The 19709-nt window shown below is 60.7% G+C and carries 16 protein-coding genes; 2 read left to right on the top strand and 14 right to left on the bottom strand.

What is annotated here, in order from left to right; all coding sequences use genetic code 11:
* Nucleotides 1-843 (top strand): metal-dependent hydrolase, encoded by an 843-nt coding sequence (locus MJP36_RS15135; RefSeq protein WP_161549812.1) that lies wholly within the window; start codon nucleotides 1-3, stop codon nucleotides 841-843.
* On the opposite strand, the gene MJP36_RS15130 is transcribed toward MJP36_RS15135, so the two are convergent.
* Nucleotides 840-2915 (bottom strand): PTS sugar transporter subunit IIC/EAL domain-containing protein, encoded by a 2076-nt coding sequence (locus MJP36_RS15130; RefSeq protein ID WP_161549811.1) that lies wholly within the window; start codon nucleotides 2913-2915, stop codon nucleotides 840-842. The genes MJP36_RS15135 and MJP36_RS15130 overlap by 4 nt on opposite strands.
* Nucleotides 2916-3206: 291 nt before the next feature.
* On the opposite strand from MJP36_RS15130, the gene MJP36_RS15125 reads away from it, so the two are divergent.
* Nucleotides 3207-3485, top strand: coding sequence for a hypothetical protein (locus tag MJP36_RS15125; RefSeq protein WP_060752596.1), 279 nt, complete (start codon nucleotides 3207-3209; stop codon nucleotides 3483-3485).
* 52 nt (nucleotides 3486-3537) lie between these two features.
* On the opposite strand, the gene MJP36_RS15120 is transcribed toward MJP36_RS15125, so the two are convergent.
* From MJP36_RS15120 to tssE, 13 genes are all read right to left on the bottom strand, one after another.
* Nucleotides 3538-4380 (bottom strand): serine/threonine-protein kinase, encoded by an 843-nt coding sequence (locus MJP36_RS15120; RefSeq protein ID WP_161549809.1) that lies wholly within the window; start codon nucleotides 4378-4380, stop codon nucleotides 3538-3540.
* Nucleotides 4377-5108: a PP2C family protein-serine/threonine phosphatase gene (locus MJP36_RS15115; RefSeq protein ID WP_161549808.1), complete on the bottom strand. Its 732-nt coding sequence runs from the start codon at nucleotides 5106-5108 to the stop codon at nucleotides 4377-4379. Before MJP36_RS15115 ends, MJP36_RS15120 begins: the two co-directional genes overlap by 4 nt.
* Nucleotides 5105-8464: a type VI secretion system membrane subunit TssM gene (gene tssM / locus MJP36_RS15110; RefSeq protein WP_244383336.1), complete on the bottom strand. Its 3360-nt coding sequence runs from the start codon at nucleotides 8462-8464 to the stop codon at nucleotides 5105-5107. The genes MJP36_RS15115 and tssM overlap by 4 nt, the downstream gene beginning before the upstream one ends.
* Before the next feature lie 16 nt (nucleotides 8465-8480).
* Nucleotides 8481-9341: a type IVB secretion system protein IcmH/DotU gene (icmH, locus tag MJP36_RS15105; protein WP_244383335.1), complete on the bottom strand. Its 861-nt coding sequence runs from the start codon at nucleotides 9339-9341 to the stop codon at nucleotides 8481-8483.
* A gap of 5 nt (nucleotides 9342-9346) precedes the next feature.
* Nucleotides 9347-10675, bottom strand: a complete 1329-nt coding sequence (tssK, locus tag MJP36_RS15100) for a type VI secretion system baseplate subunit TssK (RefSeq protein ID WP_244383334.1) — start codon at nucleotides 10673-10675, stop codon at nucleotides 9347-9349.
* Nucleotide 10676: 1 nt separating this feature from the next.
* The gene (tssJ, locus tag MJP36_RS15095) at nucleotides 10677-11162 is read right to left on the bottom strand and encodes a type VI secretion system lipoprotein TssJ (RefSeq protein WP_104994002.1); all 486 of its coding nucleotides are present in this window, start codon (nucleotides 11160-11162) and stop codon (nucleotides 10677-10679) included.
* A gap of 5 nt (nucleotides 11163-11167) precedes the next feature.
* The gene (gene tagH, locus MJP36_RS15090) at nucleotides 11168-12358 is read right to left on the bottom strand and encodes a type VI secretion system-associated FHA domain protein TagH (protein WP_244385628.1); all 1191 of its coding nucleotides are present in this window, start codon (nucleotides 12356-12358) and stop codon (nucleotides 11168-11170) included.
* Nucleotides 12359-12374: 16 nt separating this feature from the next.
* On the bottom strand, nucleotides 12375-12506 hold the full coding sequence (locus MJP36_RS15085; protein WP_048729418.1) for a hypothetical protein: 132 nt from the start codon (nucleotides 12504-12506) through the stop codon (nucleotides 12375-12377).
* A gap of 81 nt (nucleotides 12507-12587) precedes the next feature.
* A complete protein-coding gene (locus tag MJP36_RS15080; RefSeq protein ID WP_244383333.1) occupies nucleotides 12588-14120 on the bottom strand; it encodes a sigma-54 interaction domain-containing protein in 1533 nt (510 codons plus the stop codon).
* Nucleotides 14117-16543 (bottom strand): AAA family ATPase, encoded by a 2427-nt coding sequence (locus tag MJP36_RS15075; protein WP_244383332.1) that lies wholly within the window; start codon nucleotides 16541-16543, stop codon nucleotides 14117-14119. Before MJP36_RS15075 ends, MJP36_RS15080 begins: the two co-directional genes overlap by 4 nt.
* Nucleotides 16544-16555: 12 nt before the next feature.
* On the bottom strand, nucleotides 16556-17563 hold the full coding sequence (tssG, locus tag MJP36_RS15070; protein WP_244383331.1) for a type VI secretion system baseplate subunit TssG: 1008 nt from the start codon (nucleotides 17561-17563) through the stop codon (nucleotides 16556-16558).
* Nucleotides 17527-19314: a type VI secretion system baseplate subunit TssF gene (gene tssF, locus MJP36_RS15065; RefSeq protein ID WP_244383330.1), complete on the bottom strand. Its 1788-nt coding sequence runs from the start codon at nucleotides 19312-19314 to the stop codon at nucleotides 17527-17529. Before tssF ends, tssG begins: the two co-directional genes overlap by 37 nt.
* Complete coding sequence (gene tssE, locus MJP36_RS15060) at nucleotides 19304-19705, bottom strand: type VI secretion system baseplate subunit TssE (RefSeq protein ID WP_244383329.1); 402 nt, start codon at nucleotides 19703-19705, stop codon at nucleotides 19304-19306. The genes tssF and tssE overlap by 11 nt, the downstream gene beginning before the upstream one ends.
* Nucleotides 19706-19709: the final 4 nt, after the last annotated feature.

The raw sequence follows: 19709 nt of genomic DNA, 5'->3' as shown, positions 1-19709 counted from the left end.
ATGCTGCCGATCCGCCGCGATATCCGTTTTGCCTTGCCTGCCGAGCGCATCAAGAACTGGCATGAACAAGGCCCGTTCATCACCCACTTCTTCAATGCCTTGTCATTGTTGTTTCCCCAGGGCGAGCTGTTTTTCATGGACAGTGTGCGCCACTACCGCGCACAGATTGAAGATCCCGCCTTGAAGGCCGAGATCCAGGGATTTATCGGCCAGGAGGCGATGCACAGCCGCGAACACGTGGCCTACAACGATCTGCTGCAAGCGGCCGGGTTGCCGGCACACACCCTCGACCGTCGTCTCAAATTCATCCTCGACCTGCAAAAAAAACACCTGCCGCCTTCGTTCAACCTGGCGGTGACCATCGCCCTTGAGCACTACACCGCGATGCTTGCGGAGATTCTGCTCAGCGACCCGTCGCGCTTTGGCGACTCGCTCAAGGGCTACCAGCAAATGTGGTATTGGCACGCCTTCGAAGAAACCGAACACAAGGCGGTGGCGTTCGATGTGTGGAACGCAGTGATCAAGCCCGGCCCACTGCGCTACCTGTTGCGCACCGGCACCATGCTTACCACGACGGTGCTGTTCTGGTTGGTGGTGTTTGATTTTCACCTGCGCCTGCTGCTGGCCGATCGCACCTCAGGCGGGCACTTGAAGGGTTTCTGGCGCATGCTCAAGTTTTTGTACGGTCCCAAAGGGGTGTTCCCGCGCATGCTGCGGCCATGGCTGCATTATTTCAAACCGGGCTTTCACCCCTGGGATCACGACAACCGCGCACGCCTGGCGGGCATCGATAACCTGCTCGACGAGATAGAACGCACGCGACGCGGTTACGAATCGGCCTAGACCTGCGCCAAGGTTTCGCGTTCGCGCACGAAATCCGGCATCTGATCGCTGGGCAGCGCTTTGCTGAAATACCAGCCCTGGACAAACAATTCAGTGCCGGTGTTCAAGAAGGCCAACTGCTCGGCGGTCTCCACGCCCTCGACCACGACGCCCAGGTTCAGCGCCTCGCAGAAACGCAACATGCCGGTCAGCACCTGGGCCCCCTTGGGGTCGCGTTGGGCGACGACAAAACTGCGATCGATCTTGATGAAGTCCACGGGAAACTGGTGCAGGTAACTCAACGCCGAAAACCCGGTACCAAAGTCATCGATATACACCTTGGCGCCTATCGATTGCAGTTTCTGGATGGTCTGGCGAGTGGCCTGGATATCACCGACCAATGCGTCTTCAGTGATTTCCACTGACACTCGCCCATGAGCCTGGGCAAGGATCTGCACCAGGCGATCACCATAGGCGGCGTGCGTCAGGGTCGAGCTGGAAATATTAATGGTCATCGGCAACTCGAAGCCAACCTTCTTCCATTGCTGATACTGGCGCACGGCCTGGGACGCCACCCATACGTCCACATCGGGCATCAGCCGTGCCTGCGCCAGCCATTGCAGGAACTCCCAGGGGGAATGCACCACGCCCTGGTTGTCGCGGGCACGCATCAAGGCTTCGCAACCGGTGCATAGGCCGGTACGGATGGAGACCTGGGGCTGGAACTCCAAGTAGAACTCGTAATCGCTGATCTGCTGAATCCGGCTGAACTCCACCGCCTGGCGCGCTGCGCTGCGATGGGACGCCAGCACGGGGTCCAGCTCCAGCAAGCGGCCTTTTTCCTCGAGGCCGCGAAAAGTCATGTCCAGCGACTTGAGGTACACCGTACCGCTTTCATTGGCCTGGCGATGCATCGCCCGCACATACGGTGCATACACCAGAGTGCCGAGCCCCAGCAGTGCCAGTTGCAACACCACCGCGCCGATGTCGCCATGGGTACTCAGGTAGGCATTGAGCAATACCGGTGCGGTCAACGGCACGCTGGCCACCGCCGGCGATACCCAGCCCATCTGCACCACCATCAGGGCCACCATGGCGTTGAGCGCAGGCGCCAGCAGGAAGGGGATGAACAGACGCGGGTTGAGGATGATCGGCAATCCAAACAGCAGCACCTCGCTGACGTTGAACAACGACAGCGGCAAACTGGCAATCGCCAGCAGGCGCACGGTGTGGCTCTTGGAAAACAGCAGGATCGCAAACAGCAGGCACAACGCCGCGCCCGAGCCGCCGATAAATGCGAAACACCCCAACAGCCCGCTGTTGAGCAGGTATTGGCTGGGCTCCCCCGCCGCCAGCGACGCACCGTTGAGCACTACGGCCTGGTCCAGGACATCGAACAGCGGCTGCATGGCATACACTCCGTGAATGCCGAAAAACCACAACAACGAATTCATCATCGTGACGAACAACCCGCTGCCGTAGGGCGTTTGCAGCGCATCGAGCACCTGGGGCCCCTGGAGTTGCCCGACATAGGGAATCTGCAGCAAAGACGCCAACACCAGCACCAATGACAGCGCCGTGATTGCACCCGGTAACACCATGTTGATAGTGCCCTTGAGGTTGTGCCCCACCAGGTCCTCGTTGACCAGGCGCGTCCAACGAAAGCGGTGCAACCAGGCGATGGCCGGCACATTGATCAACGGTGACGCAATCGCGATGAACAGCACGAAGGTCGCCGAAGCCCGGGGATAATCACGCAGCACGAACGTGGCCACTACTACGTGGGCAAGGCACAGGAAAGCGACCGGCAGCTGTGGCAAGCGATACTGAATGGCCAGCATGTACCCGATGGATGCGGCCACCAACAGGGGGATAACCGAGCTGATCTGGTTGTGCACCCCCGATAGAAAGCCCACTACCTGTGAGCTGAACCCCAGCACACTGGCGCACTCGGACAGGATCAGGAAGCCGGCGGACACCAGCAGGCACGGCAGGATCCACAGCAACCCCTCACGAATCGCGCGCAATGAATCCGTACTGGCCAGGGCCGCCAGGCGCTGAGTAAGGAAAAGCTTGAACAGCGTTTGCGCCATGACCCGTCCCTCTGCCTGTGACTCGCTGCAACGCTACACGTCCTGATGGCGGAAGCGAAAGCCTTTTGCCACTTGTCCAGGGGCATTTTGGCGGTGGAAGCCCATCAGTTACGCCAATTTCCAGATGAATAATAGGAACTTTCCGACATAACCTGCTCCCTAAACTGATCTGAGTCGGTATCATCCGCGCCGTTCTGCGCATTAATGGATGTTGCAGACCGGATGAAAACCGGGCTACCCACTCAAGGATGTTGTCTGGAACGGAAGCAGGCACTCAGGAGAAGTTTTACCATGCAAGACAAACGCCCAAACCCTATGCGCCCGATCTTTGTCACCATGGTGCTGTGGCTGTGCAGCGTAGCGTTGCTGTTCATCATCAAAAACGTCATTGAAATCTTTACCGGCCCAGTCGCTGAAACCTGGATAGACCTGACCCTGGTGCTCACGGCCTACCTGATGTTTTTCCTGCTGGCGCCCTTGCAAAACTGGATACGCCGCAAGGCCCAGAAACGCGCTCGACGTCATCTCAGCCGGCCCTCCCCTGATATCGAGCCGCGTCGTTCACACTAAGGGGCCCCCTCTTGTCAGCCCAGTTGTATGACGTGACCGTTTGCCCCCTACCCTAGAGGCACCAGCAAGACCGCCTGCGGCCGAAGGCCTCGCGCAACTCGGCTGCCGTCACACTGCGCCGCTCGGGGCTCGTAGCCAACGCACAGCGCAGTGCAGGCCAGCAATGCCCAGGCAGTTGCCTGGGCCGGGTCAGCTTGGCGATGCAGCTGCGCTCACCCAGACGTTGGCCATGGGCCAGTTCATACAACACGCACGCGACACCGTACACATCGGCAGCAGCCGTCAACGCGCCACCGGCCAGCAGCTCCGGGGCCGCATACGCGGGCGTCCAGGCGTTGAAACGGTCGCGGCTGAGACTCGGCAAACCCGACTTCGCCCATGCCGGCGTATAACCCAGGCCAAAATCGAATAAACGCACCCCGTCTTCACCGACCATGACATTGGCCGGTTTCACATCCCCATGCAGTATGTTTTGCTGATGGATATAGACCAGCGCATCCAGCAACTGGATGGCCAAGGGTTGCAGTTCCCGCCAGGGCAAACCCTCCGGGCATTCCAGCAACAACCGATCCAGGGTCATGCCGTGCAGCCACTCCATGGTAAAGAACGCGACCTGGCTGTGGGTGTCGACCTCGAACGAAAACATGCGCACCACACGGTCGTGGCGCAGGCTGCGTGTCAACGCAAACTCGCTGAACAACAGCACATGTGCATCGGGGCACGCCGAAAAAGTCTCATCCAGCCGCTTGAGCGCAACCCTGGAGCAGGGCTCACCAAACTGCTCGTGCAACAGGTCTCGTGCGCCATACACCACGCCCATCCCGCCCCGCCCCAACACGCGCTCAAGGTGATAGCGCCCCACGAGCAGGCCGGGAGGGGTCGACGCGGCGTTCAAGATTGCACCACGACAGCGGTCAGGTCATCCGCCGTTGGCCGGCACAACGCCCTGGCAAACAAGTGGTCCACCGCCTGCCGGGGTGCTCCCAGGCTCAACGCACACCCCAGATCGCCATGGCTGAGGGCCTGGTACAGACCGTCACTGCACAATAAAAATACATCGCCTGGGCGGGTGCTGAGTTCCAGCACCTCAAGCTGCAACCGCGAACGCGCGCCCACGGCGCGGGTCAAGGCCCTGGCATCGGGGTGAGCCTGGGCTTGCGCCACGCTCAACAGGCGCTCATCCATCAGGCGCTGCGCCAGGCAATGGTCCCTCGACAACTGGTAAAGACTCTTATCGCGCCACAGATAACAGCGACTGTCACCCGCCCAGATACAGGCCGCACGCCCGTGCTCAAGCAACAGTGCAACCACGGTGCTGCCCATCATGACGTCGCCGCCCGTGGCGGGCGCCATTCGCACATCGCCCAACCGTTGATTGACGTCTTGCAAACATTGGCGGAGCGCGCCAACCCGTCGATCAAGGTCACCCTCGGCCGACATTGCCGCCAGGCTGCTGACCACCCACTGGCTGGCGACCTCGCCATGGCGATAGCCGCCCATGCCATCCGCCACAGCCCAGCAGCCTCGCTGCGGGCAGTCCAGGAAGGCGTCCTCATTGCGGGCTCGCGCTCGCCCTTGCTGCGAACGCCCGGCACTGCGCCATTGATGCAGGCCGCAGCTCATAGCTGCTCCGGTAATCGGAAAGTGCGCCAGGTATCGATTTCAAACGGCCCGGGCGTACGTTGACTGGTCAGCAAGAAGTTGGCGCGCAAGCCGGACAGGTTCGCCTTGAATAACTGGGCGTTGCGCCCACTGGCAGGCTCTTTCTGCAACAAGTCAAACAACCTGAACAACGACCAGGCCCCGGCATTTTTTTCGAGGCCCAATGGCCGTTGCCCAGCGCCTCGTTCCAGAACCAGGCTGCTGCGACCGTTATCCGCGTCGGTCGGCCAATGGAACATCATGGGCAGGATTGGCCCGTGGCGGTACTCCAACTGCTTGTCGCCAACCCGCAGGATCGCCCGGCTGACCGACTGGTCCAGGCTATAGGGCGCCAGGGTAAACTGGACTGACAGCTCTCCCTGCTCCTCAGTGAAAAAACCGCGACGGATCACCTGGGCTTTCGTCAGTTGGTCCAACAGAAAGCGTGAGACCGGTAAGTTTTGCCCATCCATGCCCCGTAACCGGTAGCGGTTGCCGTCGGCACTGACGAAGGGTCGCAGGTAACCTTCATAAAAACGCACCAGAACGCCCTGAGGCTTGAAAAACTCATGAAAGTCGTTGAGGGCCACATCGCTGGTTGCATGGGCGTTGAACGGGTAACGCTGGCGAATCGCCCTGGCATAGAGTGGGTGCACGTCGCTCTGGTAGCGCTGGTTGACATGCGTATAGGCCTGTTCCAGCAAGTGACGCCAACTGTCATCAGCGATGCCCTCGACCCAGCCCGCCAACGGCAGCGGCAAACGGGCGGCTGCATCACGCAGCGTACCCAGTACATCAGGTTGCCCCTCCATGCGCCGCTTGACCCTGAGGAAAGCCGCCTGCTCCGGGGAGCTATCTCGGTTGAGGGCCGCCAATTGCAGATGCAATTCGTCCAGCAAGCGCGATGCCTGGGTCAATTGCGCGCCTGGGTTTTCCTGCTCATCGAGCAATTGATGCAAGGGTTCAAAACGCCGTTGCAACGCCCGCCGCCCGGCGTCGGGAAACATCGCCTGCGCTGCCGCCGCCGAGGTCAAGGGGCCCAGCTCACCGGTTTGCTGGGCCACTTTGCCCAGAAGCTCATGCCCCGCCAGCAAACGGGTGTTTTCACGCAGTTGCAGCAACAGTTGGATCAGCGGGGATTGAGCGGAGGTCAGGTCCGCCAGCTGCTCGGCGTCCTGGCGCAGATTGTCGGTCGGCAGCAGCCTGAGTCGGCCCAGAGCGGCAGCCCAGACATCGGCATACTCACTGAAGTAGCGTTGCTGCAATTGGACCATCAACCGACGCAAATCCATGGCACCCAGATCAGTGCCCTCCCCCAATACCCAGTTGTCCTGTGCGATAGCATTCACCAGTCGCGGCCCCTGGGCCTCGAAATACTGCACATACTTTTTTGTATAGAAACCCGGAATCGGTGGGTCGATGGCGGCGAATACCTTGCCCTCGGCCAGGCGCAGCGGTTCAAGGTGGCGCGACTGCTCGCGCAGCACGCGATAAATCCCCTCCGCCAACGACTCGCCTCGCAGCTCTGCACGTGCCTGTGCCACCAACTCCTCGTTGAGATGCGCCGTGAACGGCTGTTCAAGCAAGCGCACCCAGTGCTGATTCAAGCGCGCCTGCACCGAAGCGTTGCCGGCAAAACCGGCGGCCCAATGGCCCGCCACCTGTTGCGCCAGCCAGCGGGTATCGCGCCGCTCGCGCAGGTTGAGCATCAGGTAAGCGCGCAGGTTTTCCACCAGGCGCTCCCGATCCCCAAGGCTGGCGCGTACCTGGTCTTCGAGCAGCGCCGTGACGTGGGCCAGGAGCCGCTGGTGCAACGCCTGCTCATAGGCTCGAACCAGGAGCGGGCGACTCAACTCGCCCTGATACAAACCTGCTCGCTCCACCAGCCGGGTGCCTGCCACATCCGGGAAAACCTGGGTTGCCGACAGGTGCGCATCCAACACAGCCACAAGATTCAAGGCGGCATCGCCACCCTGCGGGACGCTCGAAACTGAAGTTGCCAATGCCGCTACCTGAGCCAGGCGTTGCTGGTTCAGCGAATAGCTGTACATCCACAGCCCCCCGACCCCACAGATCACCAGCGCTGCTGCCAATGCCTGCAGCCCCTGACGCCGCCGCATGCGCTGTTGCTCGTGGGCCTGCAAACCGGCGAGGTCGGCTTCGGCGAATATCACCCGGCTGAACAGGCCTTGGACAAAGTGGTTGCGCCTGCCATTGGCGCAGGTCAAGTAGAACCCTCGCAGACCATTGACGCGCTGATAGCGATGAGCGGAAAAAGCCAACTCGATGAACAGGCAAAGGCGCTCGCCCAGGCGCGCAACCTGCTGCGGGAAACCCAGCATTTGGCCACGACGGTCGGCATTACGCTCCTGATGCAATCGAGCGATCAGTTGATCATTCAAACGTTGCAGCAACTGCTCGAACGCCAGGTGAACCTGAGCGACTTCAATACCCGTTTTGCCAGGCTCAAGTGGCTGGCCAAGCAAGCTATCGGCAGCTTCCCCCAGGGGCGAGTCGAAGAATTCAGCAAACCCCGGCAGCCGATCAGCCTGGGTCAATACCAGATAGATCGGCACATCCACATGCAGCACCTGCTGGATTTCCTGCAAACGCGAATGCACGGCCCGTGCATGCTGCTCCAGATCATGCTCACTGTCGCTCGTCAGCCGCTCTACCGAAAGCGTCACCACCACGCCGTTGAGCGGCCGCGCGCGGCGCCGCCACTTGAGCAGGCGCAGCAGCGCTGTCCAACCGGTCGCATCGACTGAAACGTCAGGCTGTAACAGGTAACGCCCCGGCGTATCGATGAGCACGCCTTCGTCGGCGAAGTACCAGTCACAGTGAACGCCGCCGCTCGTCGGCGTCCCCCCCGCCTGGTCGAACGGCGACGGCAAGCCGGCGGCGGCCAACAGCTGCGTCTTGCCACTGCCGCGCTCACCGATCAACAGATACCAGGGCAAGTCACGGCGCCAACGCTGGTTATGCTCGCCATAGCGCCGGGACGTCTTCAACAACTGAACGGCCTGCTTGAACCGACCGCGTACATGCCGGTGCTCCTCCTCGACCCATTTCAATGGCTGCCGGCGTGCCCGCCGCCCCGGTTTCGCGAGGCCGGCAACTTGGCCCCCGCCCACCAGGGCCATCGCAATGCCCCACAGCAGAAACAACACACTGATGCTGACCAGCCTGGCCGCCGAACCTTGCCAGAACCGATGATCGTCCACGGCCAATAACGGCCCGATCCACCACACCACAGCAGCGCTGCACAGCACCAGTAAAAGGCTCCAGACCCAAACCGTGCCCAGCACAGCGCCCGCGCCCTTGAAGAATGCGTTCATTCATCGCTCCCAGCGTTTACAAGGGCGTCTGGTTCAAATCCGACGCCGACAGTTGAAGGGGTTGCAGCGCATTCGCCCGCTCTTTGCCGAGCACCCAGGAAAACCCGGTGTACATCACCAACAGACAGGCCAAGACAAAGGCCACAAACCACGAGACTGGAATCAGGCGTAACGGCCTGCGGCGACGCGACAAGTCCCTGGCAGGAAGCACAGGTTCCACCGGCAGATCGCCGCGCACTTGCCGGATCTGTCGATACAATCCATCGCGAATGGCTTCGAGTTGCAGCCCGCCTCGCTCCATGACCCGATATTTGCCTTCAAACCCCAAACTCAGGCACAGGTAGATCAACTCCAGGACGGCCAGGTGTTTCACCGGGTCGCGAGACAATCGTTCCAGGAGTTGAAAGACCTTTTCGCCGCCGAAGGTTTCATGGTGAAAACGGCTTAACAGGCTCATCTTCGACCATTCGCTTCTGGCCCCCCACGGGGTGGTGACGACGGCTTCATCAATGACACTGCACAATACGTAGCGCGCCGACATGACCTGGCTGCTCTCGATGCCGCTCTGCAAGCTGCGGGCTTCGAATTGAGTGACCGCCGACAATAACCGGTCGTTGATCGTATCCAGTTGCTCACGTGCGGAGCAGCCCTTGAGTTGGACCAACTCCGACAACAGCTCCCAGGCCGCCGTCACCAGGGGGTTGAGGCCCACCTTGAAACGCTGCGCGCCCAACAGATGGCCCGCATAGATCATCCGGTCTTCCAACTGCTCATAACGCGGCGGCGCTGGAAAGTCGGTAATCGGCCCCTGTGCCGGCCCGCGACCTTCATGGTCAAGCAGCACGGTCTTTTCGTCCTGCGGGTAGTCACTGTCCATAGCGTTCAATTCCTAATGGCCCAGAAGTTGAGTTCAATCCCGGCAAAATCCCCGCCTACATGGAAAGCGAAGCCACCTGACTGCTCCAGCTGCGCGATGTCGTGGGCATTCATATCGAGCATGAAATAGGTCTTGCCGGCATGAAATGGAATCTGTCGCGGTGCCACAGGCAATGGCTTGACCTTGATGCCTGCCAGATGCAGGTTGACCAGCTCACGGATGCGTTCGACGGGGCCGACTTTCAGATGGGCCGGCAGCCGATTGCGCAGTTCCTCAGAGTCACATTGCGCAGTCGCCGCCAGGATGAATGTCGCAGTGCCGAGCAATTTCAAGTCGCTCACCGGGCAGACCAACACCCCGTATTGACGTTGCTGCAACGTCAGCTCGACGGCGTGCTGTTCGAGCACGACCGACAACGCGGCACGCACTTGCGCCATCAGGCCGCGGAAGCTGCCTGCCTGGTCAGCATGCTGGTAATGCACGTCCAGGTGGGCACGCTTGCTGTCGTGGGTGAACGTTGATAACTCACCAAGCAACGACACCAGTGCCCGGAACAGCGTCTCAGGGCGCACCAAAGGCTGGCTCAAGTAATGACGCAACTCCAGCTCGGTGCGATTGATCACTTGCAGCATGAGGAAATCGCCCACGTGGGATCCGGCCGCCGTACCCTCGCCGCACATCCGCGCAGCAATGGCATCCCCTCGACTGGCCAGCAGGCTGATGACCTCCTGCAGGCATGACGACACATACCCGCAGTCCTGCACAAAAATAAAGGCCGGCATGAACTCCCTGTCCAGGCTCAAACCACTTTCACCCGACGACACCAGTACCTGGGCGACCTTGAGTTTCACGAAGCCCGTATCGCTCTCCCCTTCGTCCAGCAGAAGGCGCAAATCGGGGCGTGCGCAGTTGATCCGGCAAGGGGAACCCATGCCGGCGTTCGAATCCCCCACTTCGACTTCACAGGCGATATAGCGGGCCAGCACCTCGCTCTGGGACGGTTGACGGGTTTCAACCTGATTGCCGGTGGCCAGGGGGAGCGCCAGGTAAACCGCGTGTTTGCCCGAATCGGCAGGCACGTCCAGCACCAGAGGCTCCATGACTGCGCTCAGGTCGAAGAAGCTGCCATCCGGCAAAACGCCACTGGCTTGGTTGATCACCAGCTTGCCCAGGTTGAGGTACTGCTCATTGAGTTCCAGCGTCAGGAAGCCCCACGCATCATTGCCCAACAAGCGCGTGCGGTTGAGTTGCTGCTGGTAATAGCGGTCGTTGTGCTGCAAGTGCTGCGGCCGTAACAGCATGCCTTCCTGCCAGATGACTTTGTGAACCTGCATGTCATTGCATCTCCGTGCCGGAGAGCGGGCCGGCAATACGAACCCCGGCTTTGTCCAGTACCAGGTCGGCACGGTTCAGGTGTCGCGGCGTCACTGGCAGTAGCAGCCGCCACTGCACATGCGGCAAATCCCGATAGGCCGCCAGTACCCCCACGAAACGGCTTTCCGGTCGAACACTAAGCTTGAGGGCCAGGCGGTCACCCGGACGCAGTTCGATCTCTTCACTGCTCACCCAATCCTTTGGCAGCACCTGTTCAGCATGGTTATACAGGCTGAAGAAGTCGGCATTCTCGAAGGCTACGGCATGACGTAGTTCAATCAGGTGCACCACCACCGGCGAGGGTCGATCGTGAAGGTCGGGGTTTACCTGTTCGGTGGCTGTCAGCACCACATCCAGTTTGGTCAATGTCGACAAAGGTGACAGCGCCGTGCAGCCGGCCAACAGGCTGCACAAGCACAGCATGAATCTGAGGGGTGTGCGATGCATGAATATCATCCTGGATAATCGATGTGCAGGGCTGAGGCCAGATGTACCTGTTCCTCATAAGCCCTGGTGAACTCGCGGCCCAGCAGGGGATCGTTGAACTGATCGTCCTCGGCAAGACGTTGGTAATGGCGCTGGTAAGCCCGCCAGTACCCAGCGTCGCTGAAAAACCTGGAAGGCTTGCGCTGGGACTCCAGGCTCAACAGCAAATGCCCAGGGGCGAAGACGGCATGTGTGTGACGCAATGCACTGCGACACGCCGCCAGCAGAGCCACCTGATGGATTTGCCCGTCTTGATGGGCCTGGGTAATGGCGCGCTCGGCAGAGCATTGATCCAGCGCCTGCGCACCTAACATCGCGGTTAATACAGCCGGGGTATCCACACAGACCGCCAAGGGATTTTGCCTCTGCGCCGACCTGTCGGCAGATGCCGGCATCAGTTCGTTCTTCAGCGCTTCACGGGTGCGCAGATTTTGTTGCAACCCTTCGATCGCCACGCGAAAAAGGTGCGCCACCTTGATAGCCAACGCCGCACGGCCCGGTCCGTCAAGGTGGTCCAGATCCATGCCCAGGGCAGCAGCAAACGGCGTCCAAAACGGCTCCTCAACGGCGGCACCGGGCGCGAAAATTGCGTCCGTGGCGGCCTCCACTGGCGGCTCCGCCCGGCGAGGCATGACCAGAAACGCCCTGTCGGCCGCGTGTCGTTCCTGCCATGCACCCGGCTCTTCGCTGCTCTCGCTCAAGGCTTGCAGCTCATTCGAGGCAACCTGCCGCTGCTGTTCAAGGTCCAGCGTCTGCAAGGGGTCAAGCCCCAGGAAGGCGTCATCGGGGATCGGTCCTCCCGCGCCGACCAGCGCTGCTTCCGGACCGCGCTGTGCTTCCATCAACCCGGCACGTATCACCAGCGCCCCCAACTGAAAAACGTCACCATGGCTGATGGGGCGCGCCTGTCCTTTGCGCAAGCGCTCGGGGCTGCCCGCCACGCCAATCCCGTTGCGACTGATGTCGGTCAAGAAGTAGCGGCCCTCGCGGTACCCGATCAACCCATGGTGGCTGGAAAGCAATCGACTGGGATCGTGAATCACCCAGTCACAACCGGAACCGCGGCCAATCACGCCGCCGACACGGTCAAAGACTTTACGGGCCAAGGGCACGGGTGCGCCGCCATCGCTCCCACACACTTCAAGTACGAGCTGCATCGTCAGACATTCCCATTCACTGGCCACGAGTGATCGCCTGCGGGTCACCCAGCGGTCGATAATCGGCGTCATCGAAAACGTAGTTGGCGTTACAGCCACCCAGCAAACACAACACAAGCACCACGGCTTGCCATGGACGGTCAGGCATTTGGTTTCTCCCAGAATGAAAAGGCAGGCCGGCTCATTTCGATGAAGGCGGCATGTGTTCCAGCAAGATTCAAGTTCGCACTCAGCACTCTTCCCTCGCGTCCCACTGGGGAATGTTCAAACGAGCGAGTCGGTAGAGCAGCGTGCGTCGGGCGACGCCCAATTCCCGTGCGGTGCGGGTCCGATTGCCACGGTTCTTGTGCAGGCAATCGAGCAGGAACACCCGCTCCACCCGCTCCATGCGCTGGCGCAGCGTTACATCATCGCCAGCCGATGCGGCCGGTGTCGGTGGCAGCGACAGGTGCGTCGGCAGGATCACGTCGTCGTCACACAGCAGTACGGCGCGCTCGACCAGGCACTTGAGTTCGCGCACGTTGCCGGGGAAGCGATGATTCAACAGTTGATCCAGGGCAGCATTCGACCATCCCACCGGCGCCCTCCCCAGAGTCGTGCACGCGTTCTGCGCGAAATGCCGCGCCAGCAACGGCACGTCGCCGTCGCGCTCACGCAAGGCAGGCAGTTGGATCGGGAACTGAGCGAGCCGGTAATACAGATCTTCACGAAAACTACCCTCGGCAACCATCGCAGCCAGGTCGCGATGGGTGGCCGCAATGATGCGTACATCAACCTTATGGGCCGCATTGGCGCCTAACGGGCGTACCTCGCCTTCCTGCAATACCCGCAGCAGCTTGGCCTGTAACGCAAGCGGCATATCGCCGATTTCATCGAGCAGCAACGTACCGCCGTCGGCCGCGTCAAACAGCCCGGCATAATTGCGTTCGGCGCCGGTGAACGCACCTTTGCGGTAACCGAATAGCTCACTCTCCAACAGCCCTTCGGGGAACGCTGCGCAGTTCTGCACCACGAAGGCTTTGCCGCCACGCGGCCCGGCTGCATGGATGGCACGGGCGACCACCTCCTTGCCGGTACCGGTCTCGCCACAGAGCAACACGGTGTAAGGGGAATGCAGGACCTTGCCGAGCAACTTGCAGGTCTGCTCCATCGCCGGGCTGGTGCCGATCAAGCCGTACGCTCCGGCCAGGGGCACACTGCGCCTCGGGTCTGGAACGCCGGGCACCGGTTGCATCTGCCGCAGCATCCGCAGTTGGTTCAAGGCAAAACTACCCAGTTGCCCCAACGCCGCTGCATGGCCTTGCAGTTGAATGCAGCGCTGGCTGGCGCATAGCAATACACCCGTGGCGCCACCGCTCCGGTTGAACAGCGGCACACTCAACAGGGCACACCAAGGTGCACCCAAGGCCGGCAAGAAACCGATGTCATACAGACTGTTTTGCACCGTATCCAAGCCAAGCGCACGCCCCTGGCTCAAGGTGTAATGCAGCAGTTGCTGGTTTCTCAGGTCAGGACACTCGCCTGCGCCAGCTCGCCACGTACTCCCGGGCATATGCTGGGCAATCAGATCGAGCCGATCGCTCACTTCATCGAGCAGGTATAACTGGCTGAGTTCACACCCGCTCAGTCGCGCCGCGCCTGCGACACACACATCGGGCAGTGAGGTTTCATCGCAGTCGAGCCCCAAGCGTGTGAAGCAATCCAGAAAGATATCGGTATCAGCCTGCGGACCGGGCTGTTGTGCAAAGCGATTGTCGGTCATTGGCTGAACTCGCAGGTGGGCCAGCCACTCCCATCGAGGCTCGCATGCACCCGGGACATCGCCTCATCCCTGGCCGTAGCGTCGAGAAGGCCGTCCACCATCTGTGGCAGCAAGTGGCGCTCAATCCATTGATCGATGTATCGCGCACCGCTGTCCCCATCGGCGCAACGCTCGGTCATATGCGCAACCAACTCAGGTGTGTAGGTGAATGCAAGCTTGCGTTGATGTAAGCGTGTGCCCACATTCGCCAGCTTGAGTTTCGCTACATCACCCAACACGTCGCCTGAGAGCGGGTAATACGGCACGACGCGCATCCGTGCCAACAAGGCCGGCTTGAAGTGGTTGCGCAAGACGGGGTAGATCGCGTCTTGCAGCACCTGGGGCTCAGGCCGGCGTCCATCGCCACACAGTTCACTGATGCGGTCACTGCCGAGGTTGGAGGTCAGCAGGAGCAACGTATTGCGAAAATCGATCTCCTTCCCCTCGCCATCGTTGGCGCGCCCTTTGTCGAAAACCTGGTAAAACAGGCTCAACACCTCCGGGTCGGCTTTCTCTACCTCGTCGAGCAACACCACCGAGTAAGGGCGCTGGCGTACGGCCTCCGTCAGCACCCCACCTTCGCCGTAACCGACATAACCCGCAGGCGCCCCGATCAAGCGCGAGAGCGTGTGCTTCTCCTGGTATTCGGACATATTGATGGTGGTAACAAAACGCTCGCCGCCATACAAAAGATCCGCCAGGGCCAGTGCCGTTTCAGTCTTGCCGACACCGCTCGGCCCCACCAACAAAAATACGCCTGCGGGCGCATCCGCGTTGTTCAGGCCGGCGGCAACAGCACGTAAAGCGCGGTCAAGGGCTTGCACCGCGTGCTCCTGTCCCAGGATGCGCTTACGCAGGGCGCCGGCCAGGCCGAGGATTTTTTCATCCGGTTCAAGGGCCAACTGCTCGACCGGGATGCCGGTCCAGGCGCTGATAACGCGAGCCACCTGATGCGGGCACACCTCAAGGTTCTGAGTGGGTTGCCCGCACGACTGCTCCAACGCCTGATGCTGTCGCTCAAGCGCTTCAAGACGCAGGTTCAAGGCTTGCAGCGCCTGGGTATCCACGGGCAATCCGAGGTCGGTGTCTCGACTTAACGCCCGCTGTTGGCGTCGACCTTCGCCCAGCTCCACACACAGTTTCTGCAACGCCTCAGGTGGCATTGCCTGGCGCGTGCGAACCGCGGCACAGGCGGTGTCCAGCACATCCACAGCCTTGTCCGGCAACTGCCGCCCCACCAGATAGCGAGCGCTCATATGCGCTGCCGCGACGACAGCATCATCGCGAACATAAACGCCGTGGCTTTCCTCATAAACAGGAACCAGGCCACGCAGGATGGACACCGCCGCCTCGACACTGGGTTCATCGACCGACACTGGCTGGAAGCGCCGCGCCAACGCCGGGTCCTTCTCAATGTACTGCTTGTACTCCGACCAGGTGGTGGCGGCGATGGTCCGCAAGGCTCCCCGCGCCAGCGCCGGCTTGAGCAGGTTTGCCGCATCGGCACCGCCCGCCTGTGCCCCGGCACCGGTCAGGGTATGGGCCTCGTCGATAAACAGGATCACCGGCTCCGGCGATGCATTCACTTCATCGATGAGGCCTTTGAGACGCCGTTCGAATTCGCCCTTGAGGCTGGCACCTGCCAGTAACAAGCCCATATCCAGGGTCAGTAAGCGAACCCCTTTCAGAGCCGCAGGCACCTGCGAAGCAACGATCTGCCGAGCAAGCCCTTCGACGATCGCCGTTTTGCCCACTCCGGCCTCTCCAACCAGCATCGGGTTGTTCTTGCGTCGTCGTACCAGGATCTCGATCAACTGGCGGATTTCCCCGTCACGACACAGCACCGGGTCGATCAACCCTTCACGCGCCTGTCGGGTCAGGTCATGGGTAAAACGCTGCAGTAGAGAAGCGCTGGCTACCGGTTCGGTTTCGGCAGGCTGACTCGTCAGAAAATCACGTACCCGATCTGCATCCACGACGCTCAGTACCTCGTGATAACCACTGCCCGCGTACTCCAGTGGGTGACGCAGGAGTGCCAGCAACAATGCGCCGTGGTCCACGAAAGACTGCCCCAACTCAACATGAGCAACCATCAATGCCTGCTGCAGCCAACACACCAGTGCCTGCGCGAAGACCGGGTTGCGGGTTGCACTCTGCTCACTGCGGGGCTGCAAGGCTGCATGCAGCTCACCGGCGTTGACATTGGCGTCTGCCAACGCCTTGGCCATTACTCCCTCGGGATGCTCAAGCAAGGCCAGGAGCAAATCTTCCACTAACACTTCACGACCGCCGCGCATCACGCACCGCTCGGCCGCGCGCTCCAGGTCCTGGCGTGCCTGGGCTGTCAAGGTGCGGATCAGTTGTTGCAGGTCCACATTCATCATAACCATCAGTCCCTAATGAAAATTACCGGAGAGGGTGACCACACCATCGGCGCGCTCGGTTCCCAGCCAGCTGGTCCAACCCAGGCGACAGACATTGCTCTCACCGATGTACAACGCCCGCACTTCCCCTTGCGCCAATACCAGCCGCAGGTCGTATTCCAGTGGGTCACGCGTGGCCAGGCGCACCAGCGAACACAGGGGCTGATACGCAGGCCCCATGGGCAGGAACTCGTGAAAGCGCTGCCAACACAGCGCCAGAATGTGCACCCTGAATTTGCCACTGCGGTCGGCAATCCGGTGCCCCAGCACCAGGTCGAGACCGAGCGAGCTGTTGCCGCGGCCGAGTTCATTGCGCTGTGGGTGGGTAATCTCCACCGTGCGTTCGACCCATTGCTCGATCCCTATGAGGTCGTGCTTGAAGTAGTAACGCAGCACCGACTCAATCAAGGCGGCCGAGTGGGCGCGCAAGCTCAAAAGCCCCAGGTAAGGCAGTAAACGCTTGCAATCGAGTTGCGAGGCCTCTCGTATCGCAGTGCCCCCCAAGCCAATCAGTGCAAACATCTGCTCGGAAAAAGCATCACGGGCCCCCGTTTGGAAACAGACCCGGTAGCGGTATTTACGCCAGATCGGCAGCATCAGCCGTTGCAGGCGATGGTGAAACAGGTCGAGAAAGTCGCGGGTAGGATTCCCATTCGACTGCTCGGCAAAGGCCTGCTCGGCATAAAAGGCCGGTAAAGGAGATCCGGCACCGAACAGCCCCAATACGTTGAGGCGCAGGCGAGCACGCAATTGCCCGTGCTCCCTGAAGAACTCCACCCGGTCAATGTCATGCCCTGCAAATCCCAGCCCTGGATTGGCCTGGAACTCCAGTTGGTCGTACAGCGTGTCGTCATCCAGCAACGGATGAGCCTCGCGCAATCGTTCCATCACCTGCAGCACGGCCTGAAATAGCGTGTACTCGCGGATAACCTGGCAGATCAGGGTCAAAGCAGGGGTTGCTGTCCCATCCGGGATGGCCATAGGTACACATCTCCTTGTGTGCTGATGACTCGCAACTCGTGATACGAGTTGAGGCTGGCGTAAAGCGCAAAGAACTCGTTGAGGACCGACGCAAACACAAACATGTCGCCCTGCCCCAGAAAGCCTTGGGGGTCGATGCTCAGGTCCACCCGCAACCCCCGGACGGGCAACCCTCGATGCAATCGATCAACAGCCTCGTGGCTGATGGAACGCAGTGCACCCAAGCGCTTGCGGCTGACTTTCAACGCTTGCCGATCGTGATAACGCGGCAGATCGTAGGTTTCGAGAATCACTTTCAAGGCGTTGATATCGGCCAGCGACAAATAGTTGAGCGACATGTTGCTGATGACTTTCCACAGGAAGTCCTGATCCAGTGGCGGCGCGAAACTTGCGGTGGGCGCCGTGATGTTTCGGAACGTCAATGACTCCGGGGTCTGCTCACTGGGCTGATTGATCTCGCCTGCTCGCAGCCGCCGTGGCAAGTTGCAGTTAGTGCAGGTCAGTTCGACCGATACGGTTTCATGACCTTGTTCGCGACGACGGCCGAATCCCATCCAGGTGTCGAGCCCGTCATGCTGCACCGACAGGCGCTGACGAATGCTGTAGCTGGGACGCGCCTCCAGAGACTCGGCATCGCCGTCATGCTCGAACGATTCGAACGGCACATACGTCTGGTAGCCCAACCCGCCAGGACGCCAGCCGATGACCCGGTCCACCGCAAACACCGCCGCGTTGCCCGGCGTGTAATCCCCGGGCATCAACAGGTACTCATCCTGTTTGCAATCCAGCCGAATGGGCACCGCATCCAGCTTGAACAGATTGATGATGGGGGTGCAGTACAGCTTGACGTTGTCCAGGGTGGGCCGCAGGGGGCTGGATGTCTGGGTGCGCAATTCAAAACGCATGACCATGCCGTGCACCTGTTCCAGCGATGCTCGTGGGAGTGTGTGCAGTACATCCAGCCCCGCAATATCGACAAACAGGTACTTCTCGGGAAATGCGAAGTACTCCTGCAAGTGGCGGTAACCACGGAATGTGTTCTGCGGATAGGGAATCAGCGCCTGCTCCTGGGAAAACCCCACCGGTTGAACCTGGCCGGCACCGAGCCTTACCGTCATGGGTTGGCCATCGGCCCCCGTCACCTGCGATCCAGCCTCGTCCAACAGCAACAGATGGATGCCATCCAGATGGCGCAACAGGTCAAGATAAAGCGCCTGGCTCGCGTAGCGGTCGCCAGCCAGATGCAGGCGTAACGAGTCGAACACCAAGTCACCGAAATGCCCTTCGGCACTCATCACCAGACGCAGGTCCAACCAGGCGCCCTCGCCTCGGCACAGGTACTCCAGGCCACACAGTTGCAATGGCATGACATCCGTGGCGTAGCACGTTCGAAAGCGGCAGCGCTCGCCCTGGATAGCCAGACTCTCGACTGCCGTATCCCGCGCCACACGAACACTGGGGCCCGCGCGTTTCAAAGGGTCAAATTGCAGGATGCTGAACGACGGCAAGGGCCTCATGTAGTTGGGCCACAACAGATGCATCAAGGAATGCGCCAGCTCCGGCAGTTCGTCCTCCAGCTTCTGGCGCAGACGACCCGTCAGGAACGCAAACCCCTCAAGCAATCGCTCGACGTCCGGGTCCTGGCCCGGCTCCGCGAGAAACGGTGCCAAGGCAGGATTACGCTCGGAAAAACGCCGACCCAGCTGGCGAAGCGCACTGAGTTCGCTCTGAAAATAACGGTTAAAAGCCATCGGTGCCGACCTCAACCCGTCCTGCATCATCCAGGCGTGCATGAAACACGACCGCCTGGTTGACACCGTCGATGGCCATTTCGGCCTCAATGGCAAATGCCAAGGCCAGGGGTTCCCGAGCACGGGGAGACACCCTGACATGTACATTCGCCAACCTCGGTTCATAAGCCCGGATAAAACGCTCGATCAGCAAGCGCGACTGAGACAGCGACTCGTGCAGGCTGAGCCGCATGTCATTGAGGTCGGGCAGACCATAGTCCGGCAATGTCTGAACACTGCCTGCACGCGTACTGAGCATTTTTCCCAGATGTGCGGCGACGGACATCACGCTGCACGTTCGGCTCGAGCCCTCACATTCCAGGCGCTCGAACAGGCTATTGCGATGGGGCATTCCC

This window comes from Pseudomonas palleroniana (assembly GCF_022836895.1).
GTDB lineage: Bacteria > Pseudomonadota > Gammaproteobacteria > Pseudomonadales > Pseudomonadaceae > Aquipseudomonas > Aquipseudomonas palleroniana.
This window is presented reverse-complemented; position numbering and strand designations above follow the sequence as displayed.